This is a genomic window from Nocardioides sp. YR527 (genome assembly GCF_900101045.1).
GTDB lineage: Bacteria > Actinomycetota > Actinomycetes > Propionibacteriales > Nocardioidaceae > Nocardioides.
Window position 1 is genome coordinate 1 of the sequence record NZ_FNFN01000010.1, and the last position, 26,085, is coordinate 26,085.

Annotated in this window: 22 protein-coding genes and 1 rRNA gene; 11 read left to right on the forward strand and 12 right to left on the reverse strand. The window is 69.3% G+C overall.

Annotated elements, in window-relative coordinates:
- From rrf to BLT25_RS25105, 3 genes are all read left to right on the forward strand, one after another.
- Positions 1–94, forward strand: a 5S ribosomal RNA gene (rrf, locus tag BLT25_RS25095); the annotation flags it as partial.
- A gap of 127 nt (positions 95–221) precedes the next feature.
- Complete coding sequence (locus BLT25_RS25100) at positions 222–1,343, forward strand: tetratricopeptide repeat protein (RefSeq protein ID WP_091051948.1); 1,122 nt, start codon at positions 222–224, stop codon at positions 1,341–1,343.
- A 244-nt stretch (positions 1,344–1,587) separates the two neighbouring features.
- Positions 1,588–2,079, forward strand: a complete 492-nt coding sequence (locus tag BLT25_RS25105) for a DUF3145 domain-containing protein (RefSeq protein WP_176884297.1) — start codon at positions 1,588–1,590, stop codon at positions 2,077–2,079.
- Between the two features lie 112 nt (positions 2,080–2,191).
- Here the strand turns inward: BLT25_RS25105 and BLT25_RS25110 are convergent, their stop codons facing one another.
- The 7 genes from BLT25_RS25110 to aceE form a co-directional block, all read right to left on the reverse strand.
- Complete coding sequence (locus tag BLT25_RS25110; protein ID WP_091051952.1) at positions 2,192–3,631, reverse strand: acyl-CoA carboxylase subunit beta; 1,440 nt, start codon at positions 3,629–3,631, stop codon at positions 2,192–2,194.
- Complete coding sequence (locus tag BLT25_RS25115; RefSeq protein ID WP_091051954.1) at positions 3,631–4,899, reverse strand: beta-ketoacyl-[acyl-carrier-protein] synthase family protein; 1,269 nt, start codon at positions 4,897–4,899, stop codon at positions 3,631–3,633. Before BLT25_RS25115 ends, BLT25_RS25110 begins: the two co-directional genes overlap by 1 nt.
- Positions 4,900–4,990: 91 nt before the next feature.
- Positions 4,991–5,242, reverse strand: a complete 252-nt coding sequence (locus BLT25_RS25120) for an acyl carrier protein (protein WP_091051955.1) — start codon at positions 5,240–5,242, stop codon at positions 4,991–4,993.
- Between the two features lie 55 nt (positions 5,243–5,297).
- Positions 5,298–6,284, reverse strand: coding sequence for a beta-ketoacyl-ACP synthase III (locus BLT25_RS25125; RefSeq protein ID WP_091051957.1), 987 nt, complete (start codon positions 6,282–6,284; stop codon positions 5,298–5,300).
- Positions 6,281–7,471 carry an acyltransferase domain-containing protein gene (locus tag BLT25_RS25130; protein ID WP_091051959.1) on the reverse strand — a complete coding sequence of 397 codons (1,191 nt, stop codon included), beginning with the start codon at positions 7,469–7,471 and terminating at the stop codon, positions 6,281–6,283. The genes BLT25_RS25125 and BLT25_RS25130 overlap by 4 nt, the downstream gene beginning before the upstream one ends.
- Before the next feature lie 103 nt (positions 7,472–7,574).
- Entirely contained in the window at positions 7,575–8,756 is a 1,182-nt protein-coding gene (locus BLT25_RS25135; protein ID WP_091051961.1) for a PucR family transcriptional regulator, read from the reverse strand.
- A 208-nt stretch (positions 8,757–8,964) separates the two neighbouring features.
- On the reverse strand, positions 8,965–11,805 hold the full coding sequence (aceE, locus tag BLT25_RS25140; protein WP_091051963.1) for a pyruvate dehydrogenase (acetyl-transferring), homodimeric type: 2,841 nt from the start codon (positions 11,803–11,805) through the stop codon (positions 8,965–8,967).
- 85 nt (positions 11,806–11,890) lie between these two features.
- On the opposite strand from aceE, the gene BLT25_RS25145 reads away from it, so the two are divergent.
- Positions 11,891–12,784 carry a carbohydrate kinase family protein gene (locus tag BLT25_RS25145; protein WP_256328786.1) on the forward strand — a complete coding sequence of 298 codons (894 nt, stop codon included), beginning with the start codon at positions 11,891–11,893 and terminating at the stop codon, positions 12,782–12,784.
- On the opposite strand, the gene BLT25_RS25150 is transcribed toward BLT25_RS25145, so the two are convergent.
- Together BLT25_RS25150 and BLT25_RS25155 are read right to left on the reverse strand one after the other, a co-directional pair.
- On the reverse strand, positions 12,781–13,740 hold the full coding sequence (locus BLT25_RS25150; protein ID WP_091051964.1) for an NAD(P)/FAD-dependent oxidoreductase: 960 nt from the start codon (positions 13,738–13,740) through the stop codon (positions 12,781–12,783). The genes BLT25_RS25145 and BLT25_RS25150 overlap by 4 nt on opposite strands.
- Complete coding sequence (locus BLT25_RS25155; protein WP_091051966.1) at positions 13,737–14,849, reverse strand: glutamate-cysteine ligase family protein; 1,113 nt, start codon at positions 14,847–14,849, stop codon at positions 13,737–13,739. The genes BLT25_RS25150 and BLT25_RS25155 overlap by 4 nt, the downstream gene beginning before the upstream one ends.
- Before the next feature lie 67 nt (positions 14,850–14,916).
- Between BLT25_RS25155 and BLT25_RS25160 the strand changes: the two genes are divergently transcribed.
- Positions 14,917–15,693: a siderophore-interacting protein gene (locus BLT25_RS25160; RefSeq protein WP_091051967.1), complete on the forward strand. Its 777-nt coding sequence runs from the start codon at positions 14,917–14,919 to the stop codon at positions 15,691–15,693.
- Positions 15,694–15,713: 20 nt separating this feature from the next.
- Here BLT25_RS25160 and BLT25_RS25165 read toward each other — a convergent pair whose 3' ends face one another.
- Complete coding sequence (locus BLT25_RS25165; RefSeq protein WP_091051969.1) at positions 15,714–16,895, reverse strand: glycoside hydrolase 5 family protein; 1,182 nt, start codon at positions 16,893–16,895, stop codon at positions 15,714–15,716.
- Positions 16,896–16,950: 55 nt separating this feature from the next.
- Here BLT25_RS25165 and BLT25_RS25170 point away from each other — a divergent pair, with 55 nt between their 5' ends.
- The 6 genes from BLT25_RS25170 (at position 16,951) to BLT25_RS25195 (ending at position 25,622) form a co-directional block, all read left to right on the forward strand.
- Complete coding sequence (locus BLT25_RS25170) at positions 16,951–19,911, forward strand: alpha-mannosidase (protein WP_091051971.1); 2,961 nt, start codon at positions 16,951–16,953, stop codon at positions 19,909–19,911.
- Positions 19,912–20,028: 117 nt separating this feature from the next.
- Positions 20,029–21,588 carry a TIGR03767 family metallophosphoesterase gene (locus tag BLT25_RS25175; RefSeq protein ID WP_091051972.1) on the forward strand — a complete coding sequence of 520 codons (1,560 nt, stop codon included), beginning with the start codon at positions 20,029–20,031 and terminating at the stop codon, positions 21,586–21,588.
- 132 nt (positions 21,589–21,720) lie between these two features.
- Positions 21,721–22,134 carry a DUF3052 domain-containing protein gene (locus BLT25_RS25180; RefSeq protein ID WP_008358178.1) on the forward strand — a complete coding sequence of 138 codons (414 nt, stop codon included), beginning with the start codon at positions 21,721–21,723 and terminating at the stop codon, positions 22,132–22,134.
- Between the two features lie 69 nt (positions 22,135–22,203).
- The gene (locus tag BLT25_RS25185; RefSeq protein WP_091051974.1) at positions 22,204–23,868 is read left to right on the forward strand and encodes an AMP-binding protein; all 1,665 of its coding nucleotides are present in this window, start codon (positions 22,204–22,206) and stop codon (positions 23,866–23,868) included.
- Positions 23,865–24,329, forward strand: a complete 465-nt coding sequence (locus BLT25_RS25190; RefSeq protein WP_091051975.1) for a peroxiredoxin — start codon at positions 23,865–23,867, stop codon at positions 24,327–24,329. The genes BLT25_RS25185 and BLT25_RS25190 overlap by 4 nt, the downstream gene beginning before the upstream one ends.
- 354 nt (positions 24,330–24,683) lie before the next feature.
- Positions 24,684–25,622 carry a tyrosine-type recombinase/integrase gene (locus BLT25_RS25195; protein WP_091051977.1) on the forward strand — a complete coding sequence of 313 codons (939 nt, stop codon included), beginning with the start codon at positions 24,684–24,686 and terminating at the stop codon, positions 25,620–25,622.
- 44 nt (positions 25,623–25,666) lie between these two features.
- On the opposite strand, the gene BLT25_RS25200 is transcribed toward BLT25_RS25195, so the two are convergent.
- Together BLT25_RS25200 and BLT25_RS25205 are read right to left on the reverse strand one after the other, a co-directional pair.
- The gene (locus BLT25_RS25200) at positions 25,667–25,876 is read right to left on the reverse strand and encodes a hypothetical protein (protein WP_091051978.1); all 210 of its coding nucleotides are present in this window, start codon (positions 25,874–25,876) and stop codon (positions 25,667–25,669) included.
- Positions 25,877–25,880: 4 nt separating this feature from the next.
- On the reverse strand, positions 25,881–26,084 hold the full coding sequence (locus BLT25_RS25205; RefSeq protein ID WP_091051980.1) for a hypothetical protein: 204 nt from the start codon (positions 26,082–26,084) through the stop codon (positions 25,881–25,883).
- Position 26,085 lies beyond the last annotated feature (1 nt).

The window sequence follows — 26,085 nt, forward strand, 5'->3', positions numbered from 1 at the left end:
AATACCCGGTCCCATCCCGAACCCGGAAGTCAAGCCCTTCAGCGCCGATGGTACTGCAACCGAGAGGCTGTGGGAGAGTAGGACGCCGCCGGACAAAATTTCAGGTAGAGGCCGCCCTTCGGGGCGGCCTCTACTGCTTTTACTGGCACTGAGTTTGTCAACGCGATGGTCCTCGGATCGTTCGAAGTCGGCTGCGGGAAGCAGCAGTGAGGAAGGCAGCTATGGCTGACGAGCGCCGTAGCAACAGAGGCGGTAAGCCCGCCGGACGCCCCGGGCGTCCGAAGAGCTCTGGTTCATCTACCGGTGGCCGTGGCGGCCGATCGGGTGACGGCAAGCCGAGCGCTGGTCGACCGAGTGGCGGTCGACCGGGTGCTGGTCGTAGCAGCGATCGCCGTGATGGCGGAGGTGGCCGCGGCGGCGAGCAGCGTCGTGACGGTGGCCGCGGCGGCGACGAGCGTTGCGACGGCAAGCCGTCGACCGGGCGCGGTGGCTCTCGCGACGGCGGCCGCTCTGACGGTCCGAAGCGGTCCGACGGCCCGAAGCGTGGTGGCGGCGGCGACCGCAAGGGCGGTTACTCCAAGGACCGTGGCGGCAAGCCTGGTGGCAGGCCGCAGCGCCGCTTCGACGAGCCGCGCGAGGAGCGTACGGCGGATCAGCGGATCTACGACGGTCCGGAGCTGCCGGAGGAGGTGACCGGCAAGGAGCTGGACCGTGCGATCTCGGCTCAGCTGCGCGGTCTCCCGGAGAAGCTGGCGGCGCGGATCGCCCGCCACCTGGTCGCTGCAGACATGTTCATCGACTCCGACCCCGAGCTGGCCTACCAGCACGCCAAGGCTGCCAAGTCGCGCACCCAGCGGATCGCTGTGATCCGCGAGGCGCTGGGTGAGGCTGCGTACGCTGCCGGGCACTACTCCGAGGCGCTCGCCGAGCTTCGCGCGGCGAAGCGGATGAACGGCGCCACGGCGTACCTGCCGATCATGGCGGACTGCCACCGCGCGCTCGGCCAGCCCGAGCAGGCGATCAAGCTCGCGCACAGCCCGTCGGTGGCGAACTTCGACGCACCGGCGAAGGCGGAGATGACGATCGTCGAGGCTGGCGCTCGTCGAGACATGGGTCAGTTCGACGCGGCTCTGCGGATCCTCGAGCAGTCGCCGCTCAACAACAAGAGCCGGGAATCCTGGGTCGTGCGGCTACGCTACGCGTACGCGGACACTCTCCAGGACGCGGGCCGCGAAAAGGACGCGCTGACCTGGTTCCACCGCACCTACGCGATCGACTCCGAGGAGATCACCGACGCCGCGACGCGGGCCGAGGCTCTCGAGAAGACGGTCGAGAGGGACTGACGTCCGCTTCGAACGTGCCATCAGTGGCGATCGGCAGCTATGTCGGTCGCCACTGGCCGTTTTGCTCAGATAGTGGAGATCCTGGGCGTGGTAGGTAAGAATAGAAGTACAACTACATGCTTGTGATCCACTGAAGTGTGTCCTTCACGCACGATCGAGCCCGCTGGGGAAGGCGTAGCTCGCGCCGCAACGAAGGAGATATTCGGTGACCACTCAGATCAAGGACCCGAGCGCCTCGCGTGGCATCGCACGAGGCGTTGTGTTCGTGCATTCGGCCCCCTCCGCGCTCTGCCCTCACATCGAATGGGCCGTCGCGGGGGTCCTCGGCGCGCCGGTGAACTTCGACTGGACGGCGCAGCCCGCCCAGGCCGGCACCTACCGAGCCGAGCTCTTCTGGTCCGGTGCGGTCGGTTCCGCGGCGGCGATCGCGTCAGCGCTGAAGGGATGGACGCACCTGCGCTTCGAGGTCACCGAAGACGGCACGTCGACCTCCGAGGGTGCGCGCTACTCCTTCACCCCCGACCTCGGCGTCTTCCACGCCGTCACCGGGTTGCATGGCGACATCATGATTCCCGAGGACCGACTCAAGGCCGCGGTCGTCAAGGCCGCCCTCGGTGACACCACGCTCGAGCTTGAGGTCGACAAGCTCCTCGGCAAGCCGTGGGACGACGAGCTGGAGACGTTCCGTCACGCGGGGGAGGGCGCGCCCGTACGCTGGCTGCACCAGGTCGTCTGAGCGACCCTCGTCGGCCGCAGAGCACGGCCACGAAAACGCCGAGTCGGCGCGTCATTACGCGCCGACTCGGCGTTGTTTTCGGTCAGGACGCGCCGACTCGGCGTGAGTCGGGTCAGAGTGGGATGTTGCCGTGAGCACCGCGGCGTACGCCGACGGTTTGGATCGCTTCCTCGAAGGCGGCCGCGATCGCCCCGCGGGTCGCCGACGGCTCGATGACTTCGTCCACGACACCGATCTCCACAGCCTTGTCGACACCGCCGGCGAGGCGCTCGTGCTCGGCCGCGAGCTCCGCCTCGACCTGAGGACGGAGGTCGGGTGCGACCTCGGCGAGCTTGCGGCGGTGCAGGATCCGGATCGCGGCGACCGGGCCCATGACCGCGACCTCCGCGCCCGGCCAGGCGAAGACCTTGGTGGCGCCGAGCGAACGGGCGTTCATGGCGATGTAGGCGCCACCGTAGGTCTTGCGGGTCACCAGGGTGACCCGGGGCACCACGCACTCCCCGAAGGCGTGCAGGAGCTTGGCGCCGCGGCGGACGACCCCGTCCCACTCCTGGCCGACGCCAGGCAGGTAGCCTGGGACGTCCACGACGACGATCAGCGGGACGCCGAGGGCGTCGCAGAGGCGTACGAACCGGGAGGCCTTCTCCGCGGAGAGGGAGTCGAGGCAGCCACCGAGTCGCAGCGGGTTGTTGGCGACGACGCCGACGGTGCGGCCGCCGAAGCGACCGAGCGCGGTGACGATGTTGGGGGCCCAGCGAGCGTGCAGCTCCTGCGCGGTGCCCTCGTCGAGGATGTTCTCGACCAGCGGGTGTACGTCGTAGGCGCGCTTCTTCGACTCGGGCAGCTGCTCGGCGAGGTCCTTGTCCTCGACGGCGGCGACGTCGAGGCCACCCTGGGAGCCCAGGAGAGAGGTCACTGTGCGGGCCTTGTCCAGCGCCTCGCGCTCGGACTCGGTGAGGATGTGCACGACGCCGGAGCGGCGGCCGTGCGGCTCGGGACCGCCGAGGCGGAGCATGTCGACGTCCTCGCCGGTGACGGAGCGTACGACGTCGGGACCGGTCACGAAGATGCGGCCCTCGGGTCCGAGGATGACGACGTCGGTCAGGGCCGGACCGTAGGCAGCACCGCCGGCGGCCGGACCGAGGACGACCGAGATCTGCGGGATCTTGCCACTGGCCTGCGTCATCGCGTGGAAGATGCGGCCGACCGCGTGCAGGGAGAGTACGCCCTCTGCCAGCCGGGCACCGCCGGAGTGCCACAGGCCGATGATGGGGATGCCGTCGGTCATCGCGCGGTGGTAGGCGTTGACGACCACACGGCAGCCGAGGTCGCCCATCGCGCCGCCCATGACGGTGGCGTCCGAGCAGAAGGCGACCGCTCGCGTGCCGTCGACCTCGCCGACGGCGGCCAGCATGCCGGACTCGTCATCGGGGGAGATGAGCTGGACGGTGCCCTCGTCGAAGAGCGCCCTGAGGCGGGTCAGCGGGTGACGGGGGTCCTGGTCGCGAGGAAGCTTCTGCTTCCCCGCGGGAGCAGGAGCTGTGATGGTCATCAGATGCTTCCGTAGACGACCGCTACATTCGCGCCACCGAAACCGAAGGAGTTGTTGAGGGCCGCGATGTCGCCGACCGGCAGGTCGCGGGCCTTGGTGGCGATGTCGAGCTCGACCGCGGGGTCGAGGTTGTCGAGGTTGATCGTCGGCGGCGACTGGCGGTGGTGGATCGCCAGGACGGTCGCGACGGTCTCGAGGGCCCCGGCACCACCGAGCAGGTGGCCGGTCATCGACTTGGTCGAGGTGACCACGACGTTCTCGACGTGGTTGCCGAGGGTGGCGTGGAGCATCAGGCCCTCGGCGATGTCGCCCTGAGGGGTCGAGGTCGCGTGGGCGTTGACGTGGACGATGGTGCTCGGGTCGATGTCGCCGTCCTCGAGCGCGCGCTTGATGGCGCGGCTGCCGCCACGACCCTCGGGGTCGGGCTGGGCGATGTCGTGGGCATCGGCGGTCACACCTGCGCCGAGGACCTCGGCGTAGATCCGGGCGCCGCGGGCCTGGGCGTGCTCGAGCGTCTCGAGCACGACGATGCCGGCGCCCTCACCGAGCACGAAGCCGTCGCGACCGGTGTCCCAGGGGCGGCTGACCGCGGTCGGGTCGCCACCATCGGGGCCGGAGGCGGTCTTGGACAGCGCCATCATGTTGGCAAAGGCAGCCATCGGCAGCGGGTGGATCGCTGCCTCGGTGCCACCGGCGAGCACGACGTCGGCGCGGCCCAGACGGATCTGGTCGGCGGCCAGGGCGATCGCCTCGGATCCGGAGGCACAGGCGGAGATCGGGGTCTGAGCCGCGGCACGGGCGCCGTAGATCAGCGAGATGTTGGCTGCCGAGGCGTTGGCCATCAGCATCGGGACGGCCAGCGGGCTGACCCGGCGCGGCCCCTTGGCCAGAAGCGTGTCGTAGTTGTCGAGCAGGGTGGTGACGCCGCCGATGCCGGTGGCGACAGCGACACCGAGGCGCTCACCGTCGAGTCCGGCCTCGGTCGCGGTGCCCTCGAAGCCGGCGTCCTTCCAGGCCTCGGCCGCGGCGACCACGGCGAACTGCGCGGAGCGGTCCAGGCGTCGGGCTTTGACCCTCTCCAGGACCTCGGACGGCTCGACGGCGACACGGCCGGCGATGCGTACGGGAAGGTCCTGGGCCCACTCCTCGGTGAGCTCGCGGATGCCGGAGCGGCCGGCGATCAAGGCATCCCAGGTGGTGGCTACATCTCCGCCAACCGGGTTGGTGGTGCCAAGTCCGGTGACGACGACTCGGGTGCGGCTGCTCATGTGGTCTCCGTGTGAGGTGTTGGCGCGTTGGGTCAGGTGAAGCAGGTCCGGCGGCTCGGCCTGGGAGGGTTGGCCGAGCCGCCGGGGCGCGTCAGGCGTTCGCGGAAGCCTTCTCGATGAAGCTCACCGCGTCGCCAACGGTCTTGAGGTTCTTGACCTGCTCGTCGGGGATGGATACGCCGAACTTCTCCTCGGCAGCGACGACGACCTCGACCATGGACAGCGAGTCGACGTCGAGGTCGTCGACGAAGGACTTGTCGAGCTGAACGTCGGCAACATCGATGCCGGCGACCTCGTTGACGATCTCGGCGAGGTCGGAGCGGATCTCTTCGGTGGTGGCCATGTGTGGTGGTTCCTCTCGGATTTTCTGTGTGGTGAAACTCTGGGGTGGTGCGGGACTACGGAACGACGACGACCTGGGCTGCGTAGACCAGTCCGGCACCGAACGCGATGAGCAGGGCGGTGTCGCCCGACTCAGCCTGACCCTCCTCGATCATCCGCTCAAGAGCAAGCGGGACCGAGGCGGCCGACGTGTTGCCCATGGTGGCGATGTCGCGGGCGATCTTGACCGACTCCGGCAGCTTCATGGAGCGGGCCAGGGCGTCGACGATGCGCATGTTGGCCTGGTGCGGGACGAAGCAGTCGAGCTCGTCGGCCGTGATGCCGGCCTTGTCGAGCGCCTCCTGGCCGACCTTGGCCATGGCGTAGGAGGCCCAGCGGAAGACGGGGTTGCCCAGCATCGTCAGCCAGGGAGTCTCCTTGGCCTCGTTCGCCTCGAACCAGTCGGGGGTCTGGATGTGGTCGGCCTTGTCGCCCGAGGAACCCCACACGACCGGACCGATCCCGGGCTCCTCGCTCGGGCCGACGACCGCGGCGCCCGCGCCGTCGGCGAAGATGAAGGCGGTGCCACGGTCGTGCGGGTTCGTGATGTCGGAGAGGCGCTCGACACCGATGACGAGTACATGACGGGCGCTGCCGCCGCGTACGAAGTCGTTGGCCATCGCGATGCCGTGGCAGAAGCCCGCGCAGGCCGCCGAGATGTCGAAGGCGGCCGGGTGGTCGGCGCCGAGCTCGTCAGCGATCAGCGCGGCGACCGCCGGGGTCTGGCGCAGGTGGCTGACGGTGGCGACGATGACGCAGTCGATCTGGTCGATGCCGATCTTGGCGTGCTCGAGAGCCTTGCGGGAGGCGGCGACCGACATCATCTGCACGGTCTCCTCCTCCGTGGCCCAGCGACGCTCGGTGATGCCGGAACGGGTGCGGATCCACTCGTCGGAGGAGTCGATCAGATCGACGATCTCGCTGTTGGGGATCACCCGGCTCGGGCGATAGCCGCCTACGCCGAGGATGCGGGCGTGCGGGGAACCTGTCGGGGCAGAGATCACGAGTGCTGGACTCCTGTCGGGTGCAGACGCAGCAGCGGCTGACCGGGGGAAACGAGGTCGCCGTCCTCGACGAGCCATTCGATGACCTCGCCGCCATGGGCCGAGGTGATCGCGATCGTGTCGCGAAGGCTGGCGATGGCGCCGATCTCGGCGCCGGCCGGAATCACGTCGATCCCGGACACGGTCTCGGAGAGCTTGAAGGTGCCCTTGGACGGGGCGACGACCATCCGCCAGGTCGGCGTGGTCTCGATCGGGTTGGCCTCGCCGTGCTTCTCGACGAAGGCGCGGGCGTCCTCGAGCTGGTCGGGAGTCTTCAGGGCGAAGGTCTCGACACCCTTGAGGGCACGCTTGGCGATCCCGGTCAGGGTGCCGGCCGGCGGCATCTCCAAGATGCCGGTCACGCCGATGTCGGACATGGTCTCGAGGCAGAGGTCCCAGCGCACAGGGTTGGCGATCTGGCCGACGATCCGGTCCAGCGCCTTGGCGCCGTCGTGGACGACCTGGCCGTCCTTGTTGCTGATCAGGCGGGTGCGCGGGTCGTGGGTCGAGACGCTCTGGGCCAGCCGCGTGAGGTGACCGACGGCGGGCTCCATGTGCTTGGTGTGGAAGGCGCCGGCGACGCTGAGCGGCATCAGTCGGGCCTTGGCGGGAGGATCGGCGGCGAAGGCCTCGAGCTGCTCGAGGGTGCCTGCGGCGACGATCTGGCCGGGGCCGTTGTCGTTGGCGGGGGTGAGGCCGTGCCTCTCGATCGCGGCCAGCACCTCCTCGCGTACGCCGCCGAGGACCGCGGTCATGCCGGTCGGCGTCTTCGCGGCGGCCTCGGCCATGGCCTTGCCCCGCTCGCGGACGAGCACCATCGCCTGCTCGGCGCTGATCGCGCGGGCGCCCGCGGCGGCGGTGATCTCACCGACGCTGTGGCCGGCGACGGCACCGATCTTCGCGAAGGCGTCCGCGGGCTGCGGGAAGAGCTGCAGGGCGGCGACCAGGCCGGTGGCGACCAGCAGCGGCTGGGCGATCTCGGTGGCGCGGATGGTCTCACCGTCGGCATTGGTGCCGTAGTCGATCAGGTCGATGCCTGCGACGGTCGAGAGCCACTCCATACGAGCGGCAAAAGCGGGGTCCTCCAGCCACGGGGTGAGGAATCCTGGTGTCTGAGCACCTTGTCCTGGGGCGACAATGACGAGCACGGAACGATAGTCCCGTCTGGAGGGGTGTCGGTTCACCTTCAGTGGCAACGAATATCTGTCGCGCAATCTTGTAGGGGTTCTACAACTTGCGTCGCTGCCAGGGTTAGTGGTCCTGTTGCCGGCCGAGAATCAGGGCGACCTGCAGGGCGAGAGCGTCGCGCGAGTCGGTCGGGAGGAACCCGGTGAGCTCCGCGACCTGCTTGAGCCGGTAGCGCACGGTGTTGGGGTGCACGAACAGTGTGCGACCGGTGGCCTCGAGGCCGCCTCCGGCGGCGAAGTACGCCGCCAGGGTCTCGATCAGGGTGCTGCGCGCCTCCACCAGCGGCCGATAGAGATTCTCGATCAGGTAGCGGTGGGCCCACGCGTCGCCGGCCAGGGCACGCTCGGGCAGGAACGACTGGCTGCGTGCCGGGCGCGGCGCGTCGGGCCAGCCGGGTGCGGCCCGGTAGGCGGAGAGCGCGGCCCTGGCGGACTCCGCGGCGGTGGCGAGCCCGGCGGCCATCGGTCCGACCACGACGGGACCGTCGGCGAACAGGTCGGCGATCCGCTCGGCGGCTTCGAGGGGGTCGTCGATGCCTCCGAGCAGGGCGACGAGGCGGTCACCCTGGACCGCGCACAGGGTGTGCAGGTCGTGGGCGCGGGCGCGGCGGCGTACCTCCTCCATGGCAGCGTCGAGGCGGACGCCGTCGGGGGCGTGGCCCAGCACCGCGCACAGCGGCAGGTCGGCGTCCCAGCCGAGCGCACTGGCCCGGGAGAGGACGACCTCGTCGGTCTCGGCACGCAGGACAGCGTCGACCACGAGCGCCTCGAGCCGGGCGTCCCAGGCGCCACGCTGCTCGGCGGCGCGGGCGTAGACCTCGGCCGTGGCGAAGGCGACCTCACGGGCGTAGCGGCCGATCGCCTCGTGGACGTCGGCGGCGTCCTCGGGTCCGAGGAGGTGGTCGATGTTGGCCTCGACCACCTCGATGGAGAGGCGGACGAGGTCGACGGTCTGCTGGAGCGTGATGATGCCGGTCAGCGCACGAGGCGCGACGCCGAACATCGACGCGGCCAGGTCGGGCTTGGCGGTGTCGGCCGAGGCGCCGCCGCCGTACCAGCCGACGAACTCCTTGATGCCGGCCTGGACGATCAGGCCGACGAGGGAGCGGTTCTTCGCGGAGAGGTCCTTGAACCACGGCATCGCGTCGTCCATACGCGACGTGGCGGCCGTTGCCAGCCGGCCGGTCGCACGCCGCAACGCCGTCGCCGTCCGCCGACGCGTATCGAGGGTCGCCTGATTGGTCACACTGCTGATCCTTCCACCTGGAGATGCGGCCGGGGGCCCGGAACAGTCGCTCCGAGCCGGCGCAAGTGTCTCAATCGTCTGAGACATTCGCGCCGACTCGTTCGCGTCAGCGTGGATCTCGACCCGCTTCGCGCCTTCGCAAGCTCAGCCGCTGCGCTCGCTCGATCCCTTCGCGTTGCGACCTGCGACTTCGTCGCAGGTCGCAGGCTCAGGCGTCTCCGCCCTCCTGCATGATGCCCTTCGTCGACGTCGGGTCGTCGATGCGGTAAGTGTCGAAGGCCTTCTTCACCAACGAGGCGTCGATCTCGCCGGCCTCGGCCAGTGCCTGGAGGGCCTGGACGACGACGGACTCGGCGTCGATCTGGAAGAAGCGACGCGCGGCCGGGCGGGTGTCGGCGAAGCCGAACCCGTCGGCACCGAGGACCCGGTAGTCGTCGGGCACCCAGCGGGCGATCTGCAGCGGGACGGCCCGCATGTAGTCGGAGACCGCGATGACGGGGCCGCTGGTCGCCGAGAGCTTCTCGGTGACGTACGGCGTGCGCGGGGTCTCACCGGGGTGGTTGAGGCTCCACTGCTCGGCGTCGATGGCGTCGCGGGCGAGCTCGTTCCACGAGGTGACCGACCAGGTGTCGGCCTTGACGCCCCAGTCCTCCTCGAGGATGCGGGCAGCCTCCTCGACCCACGGGAAGCCGACGCCGGAGGCGAGCAGGCGGACCTTCGGGCCGTCTCCTTCGGCGGTCGATACCTGGTGGATGCCCTTCAGGATGCCCTCGAGGTCGACGTTGTCGGGCTCCTTGGGCTGGCTGACCGGCTCGTTGTAGACGGTCAGGTAGAAGATGACGTTCTCGCCGTGCGGGTGCTCCTCGGTTGAGCCGTACATCCGCTCGAGACCGCTCTGCATGATGTGGGAGACCTCGTAGGCGAAGGCCGGGTCGTAGTGCACGACCGCCGGGTTCGTCGCCGCCAGCAGCGGGGAGTGGCCGTCGGCGTGCTGGAGACCCTCACCGGTCAGCGTGGTGCGACCGGCGGTGGCGCCGACCAGGAAGCCGCGGCCCATCATGTCGGCCATCGCCCAGATCGAGTCGCCGGTGCGCTGGAACCCGAACATCGAGTAGAAGATGTAGAACGGGATCATCGGCTCGCCGTGGGTGGCGTACGCCGTGCCGGCAGCGGTCGCCGACGCCAGTGCCCCCGCCTCGGAGATGCCCTCGTGCAGGAGCTGGCCCTGCGCGGACTCCTTGTAGGAGAGCAACAACTTCCGGTCGACCGACTCGTACTGCTGGCCGCCAGGGTTGTAGACCTTCGCGCTCGGGAACATCGCGTCCATGCCGAACGTGCGGTACTCGTCGGGCGCGATCGGGACGATCCGCTTGCCGATCTCCGGGTCACGCATCCAGTCCTTGAGGAGCCGGACGGTGGCCATCGTGGAGGCGATCTTGTTCTTGCCGGAGCCCTGCTTGAGCTCGGAGTAGACCTTCTCGCCCGGCAGGGTGAGCGGCTTGAACTCGACCCGGCGCTGGGGGAGCGGGCCGCCGAGCTGCTTGCGGCGCTCCATCATGTATTCGATCTCGGCCGATGCCGGACCCGGGTTGAAGAACGGCGCCGCGCCGGTCTGCTCGTAGGTCGACTCGAGCTCCTTGTCGGAGATCGGCAGGAGCAGACGGTCGCGGAACTTCTTCAGGTCCGCCATCGTCAGCTTCTTCATCTGGTGGGTGGCGTTCTTGCCCTCCAGAGCGTCGATCGTCCAGCCCTTGATGGTGTGGGCCAGGATGACGGTCGGCTGCCCGACGGTCTTGGTGGCCGCGTCGAAGGCCGCGTAGACCTTGCGGTAGTCATGGCCACCGCGGGGGAGCTTGCGGATCTGCTCGTCGCTCATCTGCTCGACCATCTTGCGCAGGCGCGGGTCGGAGCCGAAGAAGTTCTCCCGGACGTAGGCACCGGTCTCGACCGAGTAGGTCTGGAACTGGCCGTCGGGGGTGGAGTTCATCTTGTTGACCAGGGCACCGTCGACGTCCTTGGCGAGCAGCTGGTCCCACTCGCGGCCCCAGATGACCTTGATGACGTTCCAGCCGGCGCCGCGGAAGTTGGACTCCAGCTCCTGGATGACCTTGCCGTTGCCGGTCACCGGGCCGTCGAGCTGCTGCAGGTTGCAGTTGATCACCCAGACCAGGTTGTCGAGCTCCTCGCGGGCGGCCACGCGGATGGCGCCGAGCGACTCGGGCTCACCCATCTCGCCGTCGCCGAGGAAGGCCCACACCCGCTGGTCGGAGGTGTCCTTGATGCCGCGGTTCTGCAGGTAGCGGTTGAACCGCGCCTGATAGATCGAGTTGATCCCGGTCAGGCCCATCGAGACCGTCGGGAACTCCCAGAAGTCGGGCATGAGGCGCGGGTGCGGGTAGGAGGAGATGCCCTGGCCTACGCCGTGCTGCACCTCCTGGCGGAAGCGGAAGAGCTGCTCCTCGTTGAGCCTGCCCTCGAGGAAGGCACGCGCGTAGATGCCGGGGGAGGCGTGGCCCTGGATGAAGACCTGGTCGCCGCCGCCCGGGTGGTCCTTGCCGCGGAAGAAGTGGTTGAAGCCGACCTCGTAGAGGCTCGCGGAGGACTGGTAGGTGGCGATGTGGCCGCCCACCTCCAGGCCCTTGCGGTTGGCGGAGGAGACCATGACGGCGGCGTTCCAGCGGATGAAGGCCCGGATGCGTCGCTCGATGTCCTCATCGCCCGGGAACCACGGCTCGCGGTCGGAGGGGATGGTGTTGATGTAGTCCGTGCTGCGCAGCGCGGGGACCCCGACGGACTTCTCTCGGGCTCGCTCCAGCAGACGCAGCATCATGTAGCGGGCTCGCTCGCGTCCGCTCGACTCGAGCATCGCGTCGAACGAGCCGAGCCACTCACTGGTCTCTTCGGGATCGATGTCCGGAAGCTGGGTCGGTAGACCCTCGTGGATTACGGTCGGCTGGGCGGGGGTCGGGCCCTGCGGACCACCAGTCGTCTCGGTGGATTCTTCGGTCACATCCTCAATGGTCGCACGCGGTCCAGGGCGGTCACCCATCCGCGGTGGGTTACTGGACAGTAGGCGATTTCTGCTGGTCAACCCCTGAAATTCGTTCGGTACGCCGAGTTGCTAATCTGCCGCCGTGACCGGTCTGGATCGTGACAATGCCGCTGCTGACGTCTTGGTGGTAGGTGAGGCGCTGGTCGACGTGGTCACGACGGCCGACGGCGTGACCCGGGACCACCCCGGCGGAAGCGGGGCCAACGTCGCCGTGGCGCTCGGCCGGCTCGGCCGACCGGTGCGGTACGCGGCTTCGTTCGCGGATGATGCTCGTGGGGGCTCCTTGGCTGCTCACCTGGCTGATTCGGGTGTCGTGATGGCGTGCGACCCGCACGTGCTGGACCGCACCTCGACCGCGCAGGCCACCATCACGGCCGACGGGTCGGCGACGTACGTCTTCGACGTGGAGTGGAAGCTCGGCGAGATCGCGGTGGGGACGCCGCGGGTCGTCCACATCGGCTCGCTCGCGCCGGTGCTCTCCCCGGGCGCCGAGACGGTCTTCGCGCTGCTCGACGGGCTGCCCGACTCCGTCCGTGTCGTCTACGACATCAACATGCGGCCCACGCTGACCGGAACCGGCCAGGAGGTCGTCTCACGGATCGAGCGGGCGGCGGCGTACGCCGACGTGGTCAAGGCGAGCGACGAGGACCTGGAGACGCTCTACCCCGGGGCAGGGCTCGACAAGGCGGCCGCGCGGCTGCTCGAGCTCGGTGCCGGTGCGGTCGCGGTGACCCGCGGCGGCGACGGCGCCAGCTGGATCACCGCGTCCGAGCGGATCGACGTGGCGGCTCAGAAGGTGACGGTCGTGGACACCATCGGTGCCGGCGACACCTTCTCCGCAGGCCTCGTTGACGCGCTCTGGGACGACTTCGGGCGCGACCGTCGCGAGGTGCTCGCCCACGGCGTCCGGGCGGCGGCGGTCACCGTCTCGCGTGCCGGTGCCAACCCGCCGACCCGGGCCGAGCTGGAGGGCTAAGCGGCCAGGCGCTCGGCGAGCGTACGTCCCAACCACGCCGAGGAGCGGACCGAGCTGCCACATCCGGCCAGGAGCAGGCCGGGCGCGGGCTCGTCGAGGACCAGCTTCTTCTCGGCGATGTCGACGCCCCACAGGATCTGCTCGACCTTGGCGTCGCGAAGCCAGGGGAGTGCGGTCGCGAGGCCACTCTCGAGGAGGGTCTCCCAGTGGTCGACGGGGCCACTGAGGTCGTCGTCCTCGACGATGTCCTCCTGGCCGACCAGCACCCGCAGGTGCCCTTCGACCGACTTCACGAAGGCATAGCCGAAGCCTTCGCCGACCGGCACGATCGTGTGCGGCATCCGCTCCCGCTCGGGAGGGACGGGGAGGTCGAGCACGAAGAGCTGGCGCTTCTCGAGCTCGGCCTCGCTCTGCGGGAAGAGACGGGCGTTGGCGGCGCCCAGCGCGAACAGGACCCGCTCGGCGCGGATCGTGCCGCGGGTGGTCTCGATCAGGTGGCCCGAGCCGTCAGGACGTACGCCTTCGACAACCGCGCCCGGGATGACCTGTGCCCCGGCGTCGGCGGCCCGCTCGAGCAGGTGGGAGACGAGCCGGGTCGCGGAGATGTTGAGCGCCGGGATGTGCTCGCCGGTGTGGAGCAGGTGGTAGGTGTTCTCGATCGCGGCCAGATCGACGCCCTCGGCGATCAGGCCCTGCACGAACTCGGCGGTCTCGGCGGTCATCTCCCGCTTGACCGGGTCGGCCCAGGTCCAGCGGATGCTGCCGCCCGAGTAGCGGTAGGTGGAGACGTGGCCGGGGTCGTCGTCCGGGTCGTCGCCGAGCACCACGATCCGCAGCTCCGGTGACATCCGCGCCAGGAAATAGGCTGTCGCGGCGCCGATCGGGCCGGCTCCGCAGATCGCCACGTCGGCCTCTACGAGAAGTTCAGCGGTCAGGTCGGCGGGGAGATCAGTCAACGAAGTCCTTCCGGGAGGTACATCAGGCCTGTGCGCGAATATGCGTCCAGAAGGCTATCGGCTGGGGTGCGCCCCGCGCTCAGCAACCGGTCCAGACAGTCGAGGTGGCCGGCCTCCGGCATGCCGGCCAGCGCCCGGTGAGCGGCCGCGAGCACGTCACCCGCGCCGGCGGCGATCTCGGGGTCGGAGAACGCGTCGGTCGCGGAGCGTTGGTGCAGGTCGCGGCTGGGTCTGTCGGCAAGGCCCGGCAGGTCGTCGGCGAGGCAGACGCCCAGCGTCAGGGCCGCCCCGGCGAGCAGCAGGTCGCGGGAGAGGAAGGCGTCGAATGCCTTGAACTCGATGCGTCCCTCCTCGCGCGGGATCCGTGGCGGATGGACCATGGTGAGCTCGGCGCCCGCGGTCGGTTCGACGAAGCAGCGCGCCGCCACCCGTCGCCAGGTGCGCTCGTAGGTGCGCTTGCTGGGTCCGCGCCACGCCCGGCCGGCGTGGAAGGGCGAGCTGAAGCTGAACGGCACCATGAAGGGGCTGTAGTAGGTCAGCCGTCGGGTCACCTCGACGACCTGTTCCGCGGTCAGCCCGGGGAAGGAGAGGTTGATGTCGGGGCCGTAGCTCAGGTTGGAGACCTCGGCGTGGTCGTACTCACGATGCTCGGCCCTCATCTTCTGCTCCCACTCGTTGAGCGGGGGGTCGAGGACGTACGCCTCACGGACCGGGTTGAAGCCGACGATGCCCAGGCTCAGGCCGAGGGGAGCGAGGCGCTTGGAGAGGTCGTCCTGCAGATCGGTCAGCCGGTCGGCGGCCTCGGTGGTGCTCGAGCAGATCGGGGTGCGGATCTCCACCCCCTTGACCAGCATCGTGGTGAAGGTGCCGTCGGTGCTGAACCGCTCGTCTCCCTCGAGATACCAGTAGCCGCTCTTGATCCCCAGGTCACCGCGGACGAGTTCCTCGTCGGTGGTGCCGGAGCCGTCGGCAAGGGCGCGTTGGAGGGTGTCGAAGTCGAGGTCCCCGAAGTCATGGAAGATGCCCGTGTCGCGAAACGTGCCCGCGCCTACGTCGGGTGACTCCGTCACCAGGGCATACTCGAACTCGAACCCGGCGGAGTAGAGCACGGCGCAACTCTAGGGCAGTCCGCGGGCCGTCATCCGCAATTCTCGGAAATTAGGTTAGGCTCCCCTCATGTTTCGCGCGGTGAAGCCGGAGTCAAAGCCGGAGATGCGGGTCGTGGTCACCTCGACCCGGCGTCTCAGTGCCGGGATGACCCGCGTCCATCTCCGTGCCGAGGACCTCTCCGCGTTCGAGGGCAGCGTGTGCACCGACCGGTTCGTACGCCTGGAGATCCCGGTCGGCGACGGCACGACCGTCTGTCGCACCTATACGGCGCTGGACCCCTCGGTCGCCGAGGGGACTCTCGCGGTCGACTTCGTGCACCACGGCGCCGAGGGTGTCGCCGGCCGGTGGGCGGCGACGGCCGGCCCGGGTGACGTGCTCACCCTGCGCGGGCCGGGTGGGACGTACGCTCCGGACCCGGCGGCCGACTGGCACCTGCTCGTCGGCGACGAGTCCGGCCTGCCCGCGATCCGGGCGGCGCTCGCTGCGCTGCCGGCCGACGCGGTGGGCTACGCGGTGATCGAGGTGCCCTCCGCGGAGCATCTCCAGCACGTCGAGGCGCCGGCCGGGGTCGAGGTGCGCTGGCTGGACGCCACCGTCGACCCGCCGTTGGAGTCCGTCGTGCGTGAGCTGCCCTGGCTGCTCGGCCGGGTGCACGCCTTCGTGCACGGCGAGGCCGAGGTCACGATGCAGCGGATCCGTCCCTACCTGCTGCGCGAACGAGGGGTGCCACGCGGCGACCTGTCGATCTCCGGCTACTGGCGCCGTGGGAACAACGAGGACAGCTTCCGTACGTGGAAGCGCAGCCAGGCCGCGGACAGCCGGGCCGTCTACGCGACCCACTGAGGCCCGGCTCAGGCCCTCGCTCAGGCGCTTCGCGGGACGATCTCGACCGGCCCCTCGATGCGGGCGCTGACCCAGGCGCGGTGGAAGTCGCTGCCGGGGGCGATCTCGGCGCGGCGCTCGGGCTCGTGGAGCAGATCGACGGGGCACTCGATCCGCTGACGGGCGAACGGTTCGGCGCGGGGACCGCCGTGTGCCGCGATCGCCTCGGCCAGCGCTTCGGCGACCGGCTTGCGCCGGTGGTCGACGGTGAAGAGTCCCAGGTCGTACTCCCGCTCGGGGAAGTCGACCAGCGACCGGTCCAGGTCGTGCGAGCACCACCAGGTGATGCCGAACAGTGCCGGGTTCTGGGCGACGTGGTCGATGGTGCCGGTGACGAACGCGCGCACGCTGTCGGGGCCGATCTCCGGCAGGGGCGCGCCGATCTCCTGGAGCCAGACCGGACGCCCCGGCTCGGTGGCGTTCGCAGCGGCGAGCTCGACCAGGTAGTCAGCGTGGGTGAGCGTGGCGGGACCCAGCGGCGCGTCGAGGGCACCGACGCCGTTGAAGACCCAGGAGTGGACGGTGGACAGGTCGCCGAGCGTGGTGACGTCGGCGGGGCCGAAGGGGTGGTCGGGTGCGTAGAAGGCGTCGTCGAAGAGCGAGTGGAGGCAGAGCAGGCCGGGAGCGGCCTTGCGGGCGGTCCCGAGGAGCTCCTGGGCCCAGGAGCGGGACTCGGCGATCGTGGTCGGGTTGGACGGCCACAGGTTGTTGACCTCGTTGCCGAGGGTCAGCGCGAAGACGTTGTCCCGGGAGGCGACGGCGCCTGCGAGGGTATCTACGTACGTGCGCAGACCGGCGCGCACCTCCGGGTGACTGAACAGCGAGCGCTGGTGGTGGGTGAGGACCCACGAGGGCAGGAAGTCGAAGCTCGACAGATGACCTTGGACCAGGTCGACGCAGACGTCGAGGCCGCGGGCGGCGGCCAGGTCGATGGTGGTCAGCACGTCGTCGACCGCCGAGGACCGGATCAGCGAGCGGTTGGGCTGGATCCACGGCCAGACCGGGAAGATGCGTACGTGGTCGAGGCCGAGACCGGCGAGATCGTCGAAGTCGCGAGCGATCTGGTCGCCGTCGAAATCGAGCCAGGAGTAGAACCAGCCGGATGAGGGCACGTGGTTGGCGCCGAAGCGCAACGGGGCGGTCGACGTCGGGGTTCTTGGCACCCGGGCAATATAAGTGACGCCCGAAGCGGACGAGCCAGAAGCGAGGACAGCACTGATGCACGACGACATTCACCTCACCGAAGGCCGGGTGAGCCGGGTCCTCAAGGAGCGCCTGTGGCCGGCCGTGCACAACACCTCGGCGCCCGTGAGCGTCGCATGGCACGAGCTGCCCGGGGAGCCGGTCGCCGTCGCGGACGGGCTGGCACTGACGTACGAGCCCGTCGAGGTCGGCACCGAGTGGGGCCCGGCCTGGGGGACGACCTGGTTCCGGATCACCGGGACCGTGCCCGCGGCATGGTCGGGGAAGCGGGTCGAGCTGGTCTGCGACCTCGGCTTCGACGTCAGCCGGACCGGGTTCCAGTGCGAGGCGCTCGCTTACACGGCCGCCGGAGAGCCGGTCAAGAGCCTCAACCCGCGCAACCAGTGGGTGCTGGTGACGCCGGAGGCCGTCGGCGGTGAGGAGATCGAGCTCTTCCTGGAGGCCGCGGCCAACCCGCTTCTCCTTGAGCACCACCCGTTCCAGCCGACGCGGGAGGGTGACATCCAGACCTCGTCGAAGCGGAAGCTCTACACGACACGTCGCATCGAGCTCGCCGTCTTCGAGCAGGAGGTCTTCGATCTCTGCCTCGATCTGGAGACGCTCCACGAGCTGCAGGTCGAGCTGCCGGCAGGGCCGCGGAAGTCGCGAATCCTGCAGGCGATGGACGACGCCTTGGACCGGGTCGACCTGCAGCGGGTCGCGGAGACGGCGGCCGCCGCCCGCTCGGTGCTGAGCGGGGTACTGGAGCCGGCCGCCCACGAGTCCGCGCATCAGATCGCCGCGATCGGTCATGCCCACATCGACTCCGCCTGGCTGTGGCCGGTGCGCGAGACGATCCGCAAGGTCGCCCGCACCGCCTCCTCGATGACCGAGCTGATCGAGCAGGACCCCGACTTCCGCTACGGGATGTCCTCAGCCCAGCAGTACGCCTGGCTCAAGGAGCACCGGCCCGAGGTCTTCGCGCGCGTGAAGGCCGCAGTCGCCGAGGGTCGCTTCATTCCGCTGGGCGGCATGTGGGTCGAGTCCGACACCACGATGCCGTCCGGGGAGTCGCTGGTGCGGCAGTTCCTCTACGGGCAGCGGTTCTTCGAGACCGAGTTCGGGAGCCGCTGCCGCGGGGTGTGGCTGCCGGACTCGTTCGGCTACTCGCCGGCGCTGCCGCAGCTGATGAAGCGGGCTGGCTTCGAATGGTTCTTCACCCAGAAGATCTCCTGGAACCAGGTCAACCGGTTCCCCCACCACACCTTCGAGTGGGAGGGCATCGACGGCTCCCGCATCCTGAGCCACTTCCCGCCGATGGACACCTACAGCTCCCAGCTCTCCGGAGCGGAGGTCGCCAAGGCCTCGCGGCAGTTCCAGGAGAACCGGGTCGCCACCGGGTCGATCGCGCCCGTCGGCTGGGGCGACGGCGGCGGTGGCACCACCCGGGAGATGGCGGGCAAGGCCCGCCGTCTGGCTTCTCTCGAAGGCTCGGCCCAGGTCTCCTGGCGTCACCCGGACGACTTCTTCGCCGAGGCCCGTGCCGAGCTGCGCGACCCGCCGGTCTGGGTCGGTGAGCTCTACCTCGAGCTCCATCGCGCCACGCTCACCTCGCAGCACCTCACCAAGCAGGGCAACCGGCGCTGCGAGCACCTGCTGGTCGAGGCCGAGCTGTGGTCCGCGACCGCCGCGGTCCGTGGACTTCTCGACTACCCCTACGACGAGCTGGACGCCTTGTGGCAGCAGGTGCTGCTGCAGCAGTTCCACGACATCCTGCCCGGTACGTCGATCGCCTGGGTCCACCGCGAGGCGGTCGCCCACTATGCGCGGGTGGCCGCGGCCGCCGAGGATCTCATCGGGCGAGCGCTCACGGCTCTTGCCGGCGAAGGAACGGTCGCGCTGAGTGCCGACGGGCGCTCGGGTGCGGTGGTGGCGGCACGGCCCACCGGGGGCGTCTCGGTGGTCGAGGAGGGTGGGACGTACGTCTTGGGCAACGAGCTCGTCCGGGTCACGGTCTCGGCCGAGGGACTGATCACCTCGGCGCTCGACCTGGCGACCGGTCGCGACGCGATCCCGGCCGGGGCCGAGGCCAACCTGCTGCAGCTCCACCAGGACTTCCCGAACATGTGGGACGCCTGGGACGTCGACCGGTTCTACCGCAACCGCGCCACCGACCTGCGTGAGGTCTCCTCGATCTCGGTGACGCCGGACGGGCTGGTCATCGAGCGACCGATCTCCGCCGACTCCTCGACGGTGCAGACCCTGTCCCTGGCTCCGGGGTCGAGGGTGCTGGAGATCTCCCAGCGCACCGAGTGGAACGAGACCGAGAAGTTCCTCAAGGTCACCTTCCCGCTCGACGTACGCGCCGAACAGACGCTCGCCGAGACCCAGTTCGGCTACCACCGCCGGCCGACCCACACGAACACCTCCTGGGAGGCGGCGAAGTTCGAGACGTCTATGCACCGCTGGGTGCTGGCCGAGGAGCCCGGGTTCGGGGTCGCGCTGGTCAACGACTCGACGTACGGCTTCGACGTCACTCGGCCGACGGCCCTGACGACCGAGGTGCGGCTCTCGCTCCTGCGCGCGCCGCGGTTCCCCGATCCGGAGACCGACCAGGGCGTGCAGACCCACCGCTACGGCCTGGTCATCGGGGCCGATGTCGGGGCCGCGACCGAGGCGGGGGCCGCGCTCAACACGCCTCCTCGTGAGGTTGTGGGCGCCCAGGCCGTCGAGCCGCTGGTGGCCGTGTCCGGGGAGGGGCTGGTGGTCTCCAGCGTGAAGCTCGCCGCCGACCGCTCCGGCGACCTGGTCGTGCGAGTCTACGAGTCCACCGGCGCGCGTACGCAGGGGGAGCTGCGCGTCGAAGGACGGTACGGACGGGTCAGCGAGGTCTCGCTGCTCGAGGATCCTCTTGCCGAGGTGAGCGCAGAGGGAGGGGCTGTCGGGCTCGGTCTCGGTGCGTTCGAGGTTCGTACGCTCCGGTTCCATCGCAGCTGACGTACGACGGCTTCTGATCGGGATCGATCACCACCAGGGCCACCGCGATGTGCCGCTGGGGAGTATCGTTCGCGCACGGACCGCGGCGGCCGGTCCTGAGGAGAAGAGGCGGCGTAGATGGGTGTCACGAGCGAGAGCGGGCGGATCGTCGCGGGTGGCCGGAAGGGCACCTACGTACGTCTGGCCGAAGGCCCGCAGGAGCGCCACATCTCGCGCACCGAGCTGGCTCGCAAGCCCGAGGAGCTGGGCGAGCCGGTGCTGACCGTCGCGCACCTGTCCGACATGCACATCTGCGACCACCAGTCGCCGGCGCGGGTCGAGGTCCTGGACCGGCTCATGGACCCCGACAGCACGACCCGTGAGCTGATCGACGAGATCGGGACGTACCGGGCCCAGGAGCTGCTGACCGCGCAGGTCGGCGCGGCGATGGTCGAGGCGGTCAACGAGATCACCGAGGGTCCGATCGGCGGTGGCCCGCTCGACCTGGCGATCGCGACCGGCGACAACACCGACAACGGGCAGTACAACGAGCTCGACTGGTATCTGACGCTGCTCGACGGCGGGCGCCTGACCCCCGACTCCGGCGACATGCTGCACTACGAAGGCGTCGCCACGCTGCCGGACAAGCGCTTCTGGCACCCCCAGGGCGAGACGCACGACATGCGCCGCGGTGACTACGGCTTCCCGCTGGTCCCCGGGCTGCTGAAGGCCGTGCGCCGTGCGATCGACTCACCCGGGCTGGAAGTGCCCTGGCTGGCCGTCAACGGCAACCACGACGGGCTGCTGCAGGGCACCGTGCCGGGCACCTCCGCCATCGGTGAGATCGCGGTCGGCGATCTGAAGGCGATCGCCATGCCCGAGCACTGGACCGACGAGGCCAAGGCGAAGCTCATCGCCGGGCTGATCTCGGGTGACCCGGTGGCGCTCGGGATGCTGGCCGAGCTGGAGCCGTACGAGGTGACCCCCGACCGGAGACGCCGGCAGACCACGCTGCAGGAGTTCGTCGACTCCCACGTGCACGACGAGGCGCAGCCGCCGGGCCACGGCTTCAAGGCCGGCGGGAAGCCCTACTACCGCTACGACGTCAATGACGAGGTCACCTTCGTCGTCCTCGACACGGTCAATCCGGCCGGCGGTTTCCAGGGCTCGATCGACGCCGAGCAGCTCGAATGGCTCGACGCCGTGCTCGCCTCCACCGACTACGACGAGCGGCTCGCGGTGATCGCCAGCCACCACGACGTCGCCTCGCTGGTCAACGACATGAGCGGCGCCGGCGGCGCGCGGCGGGTGCTCAGCGACGAGGTCGAGCAGACCGTCTCACGCCATGAGAGTGCCGTGCTCTGGCTCAACGGGCACACGCATCGTACGTCGGTGAAGCCGCGCGGCTCGTGGTGGGAGGTCACCGCTCCGTCCCTGGTCGACTGGCCTCAGCAGGGCCGGATCGTCGAGCTCATCTCCGACGGGGACGTGCTCACCATCGCCACCACGATGCTCGACCACGCCGGTCCGGCCCGCTGGAGCGGCTCGATCGAGGAGGTGGGCCACCTCGCCTCGCTCTCCCGTGAGCTGTCCGCCAACGACTGGCAGGGACCGAAGGTCCGCCTCGCCGAGCATCCGTCGGCAGGGACGGCGCAGGATCGCAACGTACTGCTCCATCTGCTCGATCCGAGGGCCTGAAAGGCCTCCGACACGCCGTTATCTAGCGAATGACAGGCGGGTGGGGTTGCGTGGACCAGCGTTCTCCGCTGGACTACCACCAACCAAGTTCATGCAAGCGGCGTGGACATCAAGCTTTTGGAGGAACGACACGTGAGCTCGACCGCAGCCACAGGGCCTGCGGACCGGCTGGGCCTCAAGTCCGGCATGGTCATCCAGGAACTGGGCTGGGACAACGACACTGATGACGAGCTGCGGGTCGCCATCGAAGACTCCGTCGACGCAGACCTGGTCGACGGCGACTACGGCAACGTGGTCGACGCCGTGCTGCTGTGGTGGCGCGATGACGACGGTGATCTCGTCGACGGCCTCGTCGACGCGCTGACCGATCTCGTCGGAGGCGGCGTCATCTGGTTGCTGACGCCGAAGGTGGGCCGCCCCGGTGCAGTCGACCCGGCCGACATCGCCGAGGCCGCGCCGATCGCCGGACTGTCCCAGACCACCACCGCATCTGTGAGCAAGGACTGGGCCGCGACGCGTCTGCTGGCGCCGAAGACTCCTGTCTGATGGCAGCGATTCTCGGGGTCGCTGGACACCCGCAGGAGTCCTCTCGTGAGTCTGGCTAGACTCCCAACGGTGTTCTCGACTACGGCTGCCAAGGCACGCACCGCCGGATCCGCGGCGATGATCCTGGCCGGCTCCGGCATCGTCCGGCCGGTCAATCCTCTCGGGCTCGCACGGACCGGTCTGACGCTGGCGCGCTGGGGCACCGGGCCGGCGGGAGGCTTCATCGGCCTCGCCCACCGCTACCCGCGGCGCACCGCGGTCATCGACGAGCTCGGGTCGTTGACGTACGCCGAGCTCGACCGCCGCTCCAACGCGATCGCCCGGGCCCTGGCGGCTCGGGGGGTCGGTGAGGGTGACGGGGTCGCGATCATGTGCCGCAACCACCGAGGGTTCGTCGACGCGACCCTCGCGGTAGCGAAGCTGGGCGCCGACGCGCTCTACCTCAACACCGCCTTCGCCGGTCCGCAGCTCGTCGGAGTGCTGGAGCGGGACCAGCCTGCCCTGATCATCCATGACGAGGAGTTCACCGGGCTGCTGTCCGGGGCGACCTCTGCGCCACGTCTGGTTGCCTGGGTGGACTCGGCGGACCCGGGGGAGACCCTGGAGTCGCTGGTCTCCGGTGACGCCCGGCCGGTGGTGCCGCCGAAGCGGCACGGTCGGATCGTGATCCTGACCTCGGGCACGACGGGGGCGCCGAAGTCGGCGCCGCGCCCCGAGGCCGGGTTCGACGCCGCGGTCGCGCTGATGTCGCGGATGCCGATGAAGGACGGCTGGCGCTGCTTCGTCGCCGCCCCGCTCTTCCACACCTGGGGGCTCGCCCACCTGCTCTTCGCCGAGCTGCTCGGCACCACCATGATCCTGCGTCGCCGGTTCGACCCTGAGGACGCCGTGGCGACCCTCGCGGAGACCCGTGCGGACTCGTTCGTGGTCATCCCGGTCATGATGCAGCGAATCCTGTCTTTGCCGGAGGAGACGCTGGCTGCGTACGACCTCGCGGGGATCGCCTCTCGGCTCAAGGCCGTCGCGTCCTCCGGCTCGGCGCTGCCCGGCGATCTCGCGCTGGAGTGGATGGACCGGTTCGGCGACAGCCTCTACAACGTCTACGGCTCGACCGAGGTCTCCTACGCCTCGATCGCCGACCCCGTCGACCTGCGCGAGGCGCCCACCTCCGCCGGCAAGGTGCCCTGGGGGACCCGGATGCGGATCCTCGACGGCGACGGCGTACCGCTGCCCGTTGGTGAGGCCGGCCGGATCTTCGTCGGCAACGGGCTCCTCTTCGAGGGCTACACCAGCGGCGGCGGCAAGGAGGTCGTCGACGGTCTGATGGCGACCGGTGACGTCGGGCGGTTCGGGCCCGACGGCCGGCTCTACGTCGAGGGTCGCGACGACGACATGATCGTCTCCGGTGGCGAGAACGTCTTCCCGCAGGAGGTCGAGGACTGCCTCATCCGCCACCCGCTCGTTGCCGACGCTGCCTGCGTCGGGGTCGACGACGCCGACTTCGGCAAGCGGCTGCGCGGGTTCGTGGTGCTGGTTCCTGGCGCCGAGGCCGACGTCGATGCGGCGTTGAAGGACTGGGTCAAGGAGAATCTGGCTCGGTTCAAGGTGCCGCGCGAGATCGTCGTGACCGATGCTCTGCCGCGCAACGCGACCGGCAAGGTGCTCCGGCGCGAGCTGGCCACCTGGGACATCGAGGCGGCAGGATCGAACGGCGAAAGGGCGGCAGAGCAGTGAGTGGACTTGAGATCGGTGGTCCGGCTCCGGACTTCACGCTGCGCGACCAGTTCGGTGCAGACGTCACCCTCTCGGACTTCCACGGCAAGAAGGCGGTGGCGATCTTCTTCTTCCCGTTCGCCTTCTCCGGCGTGTGCACCGGTGAGATGAGCGGTCTGCGCGACCGGCTCGACGAGTTCGTCACCTTCGACACCGAGGTCCTGGCGATCTCGTGCGACCCGGTGTACGCCATGCGGCAGTTCGCCGACACCGACCGGCTCAACTTCTCGGTGCTCTCCGACTTCTGGCCGCACGGCGAGGTCGCCCAGGCCTACGACGTCTTCAACGACCGCACCGGCGCCCCGCGACGGTCCTCCTACATCATCGACAAGTCGGGCGTGGTGCGGTGGGCCGTGCACAACGACAACGCCGACGGCCGCGACCTCGACGAGCACCTCCGCCAGCTCCATGCGGCGGTGTGAGTAAAGTAGTTTACCGGTCATCAAAGTTCCGTTAACAGGCTGGTTACATCGCTTTTCTGATGCCCGGGGTGGGATCTACTCTTGAGGTGTTGAGCCGCTGATGACCCGAGACGTCAGCGGCTCAACTTCCATTTCAGGGTTGGTACGTCGGCCCGGTTCGTCGGGCCCGCCCCTGATCGCGTACTCTTGGGGCGCTTTGGACGCATAGCTCAGTTGGTAGAGCGCCTCCCTTACAACTAGAGTGTTTGCGAAGTTGCTGCGAAGTAGTCTGCGACCTGCGAGAATAGTGCGAAGTAGTGCGAACCGGAATTAGCACACCGGACGCAGACACTTTATCCAGGGAGCACCCCAAGCATGACCGACGCAATCCGGCCCTTCGTTCTGCTGCCCAAATACCACGACCTGTGGGACGGGCTGATCACGTCGTGGCTCCTCGCCCTCGAAGCGGAGAACAAGAGCCCCCGCACACTCGAGAACTACTCCTACGGCCCCATCCGGCTGGCCGAATGGCTCGATGCCCAGGACCGCCCCGACGACCCGCGAGAGGTCACCTCCGACGACGTGACCGCCTACGTCGTGGACGTGACCCGGAGACTGTCCGCCCAATCCGCACGGTCCCACTTCCTCGGGATCAAGTCGTTCTTCTCCTGGTGCCGCACAGAAGACGAGGTCGACACCGACCCCACCGCCACCCTGAAGCAGCCCAACCCGGCGGCCGGCACCATCCAGGTTCTGAAGCCCGACCAGATCAAAGCGCTGATCGGGACCTGTAGCGACCCGAGGTCGTTCCAAGACGTTCGCGACCTCGCCATGATGATGTTCCTCGGGGACAACGGCTGTCGCCTCTCCGGGCTCGTATCCATGACCGTGGACGGAACCGACCTCCGGGACCGTGTCGCGCATGTCGTGACCAAGGGCCGCAAGGAGTTGGACCTGCCGTTCGGTGCGTCGACCGCTCGAGCTCTGGACCGCTACCTCAGGATGCGGCGGCGACAGAACTACGCCGAACGCGAGTGGTTCTGGCTGGGCACCACGGGCAAGGGCAGGCTCACGGGGAACGGGGCCTACCAGGCGATCCGGAAGCGCGGCCGGAAGGTCGGGATCGACCTGCACCCGCACGTGTTCCGGCACACCTTCGCGGACTCGTGGCTTCGTGCCGGTGGCGGCGAGGGCGACCTGATGCAGATCGCGGGGTGGGACTCCCGGCAGATGCTCACCCGGTACGCGAAGGCGACACGGGACGAGCGAGCCCGGTTGGCTCACCGGGACCTGTCCCCGATGGACCGGCTGTAGAACGACGAAACGCCCCGCACCCTGGGATGGGTGCGGGGCGTACGTCACGGGATGTTGAGCTGGACGACCGCGGCGCGGACGGCACAGTCCTTGGATTCGAGGAGCTTCCGCAGCGCGGCGGTGGCCTCGGGGCCCTCCAGCGTGGTGGCGATCTTCCGGGCGAGCTCGGCGAACGGCTCGACCACGGCGGCCAGTTCCGGCTTCATGTGGCCGGTCTCGAACCAGCGCAGGATCTGTTCGGTTGCCGTGTGCACGCGGTCAGACCTCCACGTCGGGAAGGTCGACCTGGGCCGGGGCGTCCGGCGTGACCTTCAGGAGAGCGACGATGAAGGGGACGGCGTACACCGCCGCCTGGGGGCTGATCCAGCCCTCAGCGATCGCGAGCGGGACGGACGCGGCAGCGATACCGTACAGCCACGCGCGGACGCTGTGGCTCGTGAGCTTCTTGATGAAGGTGCGCATG

What these genes read in the sequence shown, in the direction of transcription:
- BLT25_RS25110 (WP_091051952.1), bottom strand. Translation starts at nt 3,631, where the DNA reads ATGACCATCACAGCTCCTGCTCCCGCGGGGAAGCAGAAGCTTCCTCGC.
- aceE (WP_091051963.1), bottom strand. Translation starts at nt 11,805, where the DNA reads ATGGGTGACCGCCCTGGACCGCGTGCGACCATTGAGGATGTGACCGAA.
- BLT25_RS25175 (WP_091051972.1), top strand. Translation starts at nt 20,029, where the DNA reads ATGGGTGTCACGAGCGAGAGCGGGCGGATCGTCGCGGGTGGCCGGAAG.
- BLT25_RS25205 (WP_091051980.1), bottom strand. Translation starts at nt 26,084, where the DNA reads ATGCGCACCTTCATCAAGAAGCTCACGAGCCACAGCGTCCGCGCGTGG.
- BLT25_RS25160 (WP_091051967.1), top strand. Translation starts at nt 14,917, where the DNA reads ATGTTTCGCGCGGTGAAGCCGGAGTCAAAGCCGGAGATGCGGGTCGTG.
- BLT25_RS25115 (WP_091051954.1), bottom strand. Translation starts at nt 4,899, where the DNA reads ATGAGCAGCCGCACCCGAGTCGTCGTCACCGGACTTGGCACCACCAAC.
- BLT25_RS25195 (WP_091051977.1), top strand. Translation starts at nt 24,684, where the DNA reads ATGACCGACGCAATCCGGCCCTTCGTTCTGCTGCCCAAATACCACGAC.
- BLT25_RS25120 (WP_091051955.1), bottom strand. Translation starts at nt 5,242, where the DNA reads ATGGCCACCACCGAAGAGATCCGCTCCGACCTCGCCGAGATCGTCAAC.
- BLT25_RS25170 (WP_091051971.1), top strand. Translation starts at nt 16,951, where the DNA reads ATGCACGACGACATTCACCTCACCGAAGGCCGGGTGAGCCGGGTCCTC.
- BLT25_RS25100 (WP_091051948.1), top strand. Translation starts at nt 222, where the DNA reads ATGGCTGACGAGCGCCGTAGCAACAGAGGCGGTAAGCCCGCCGGACGC.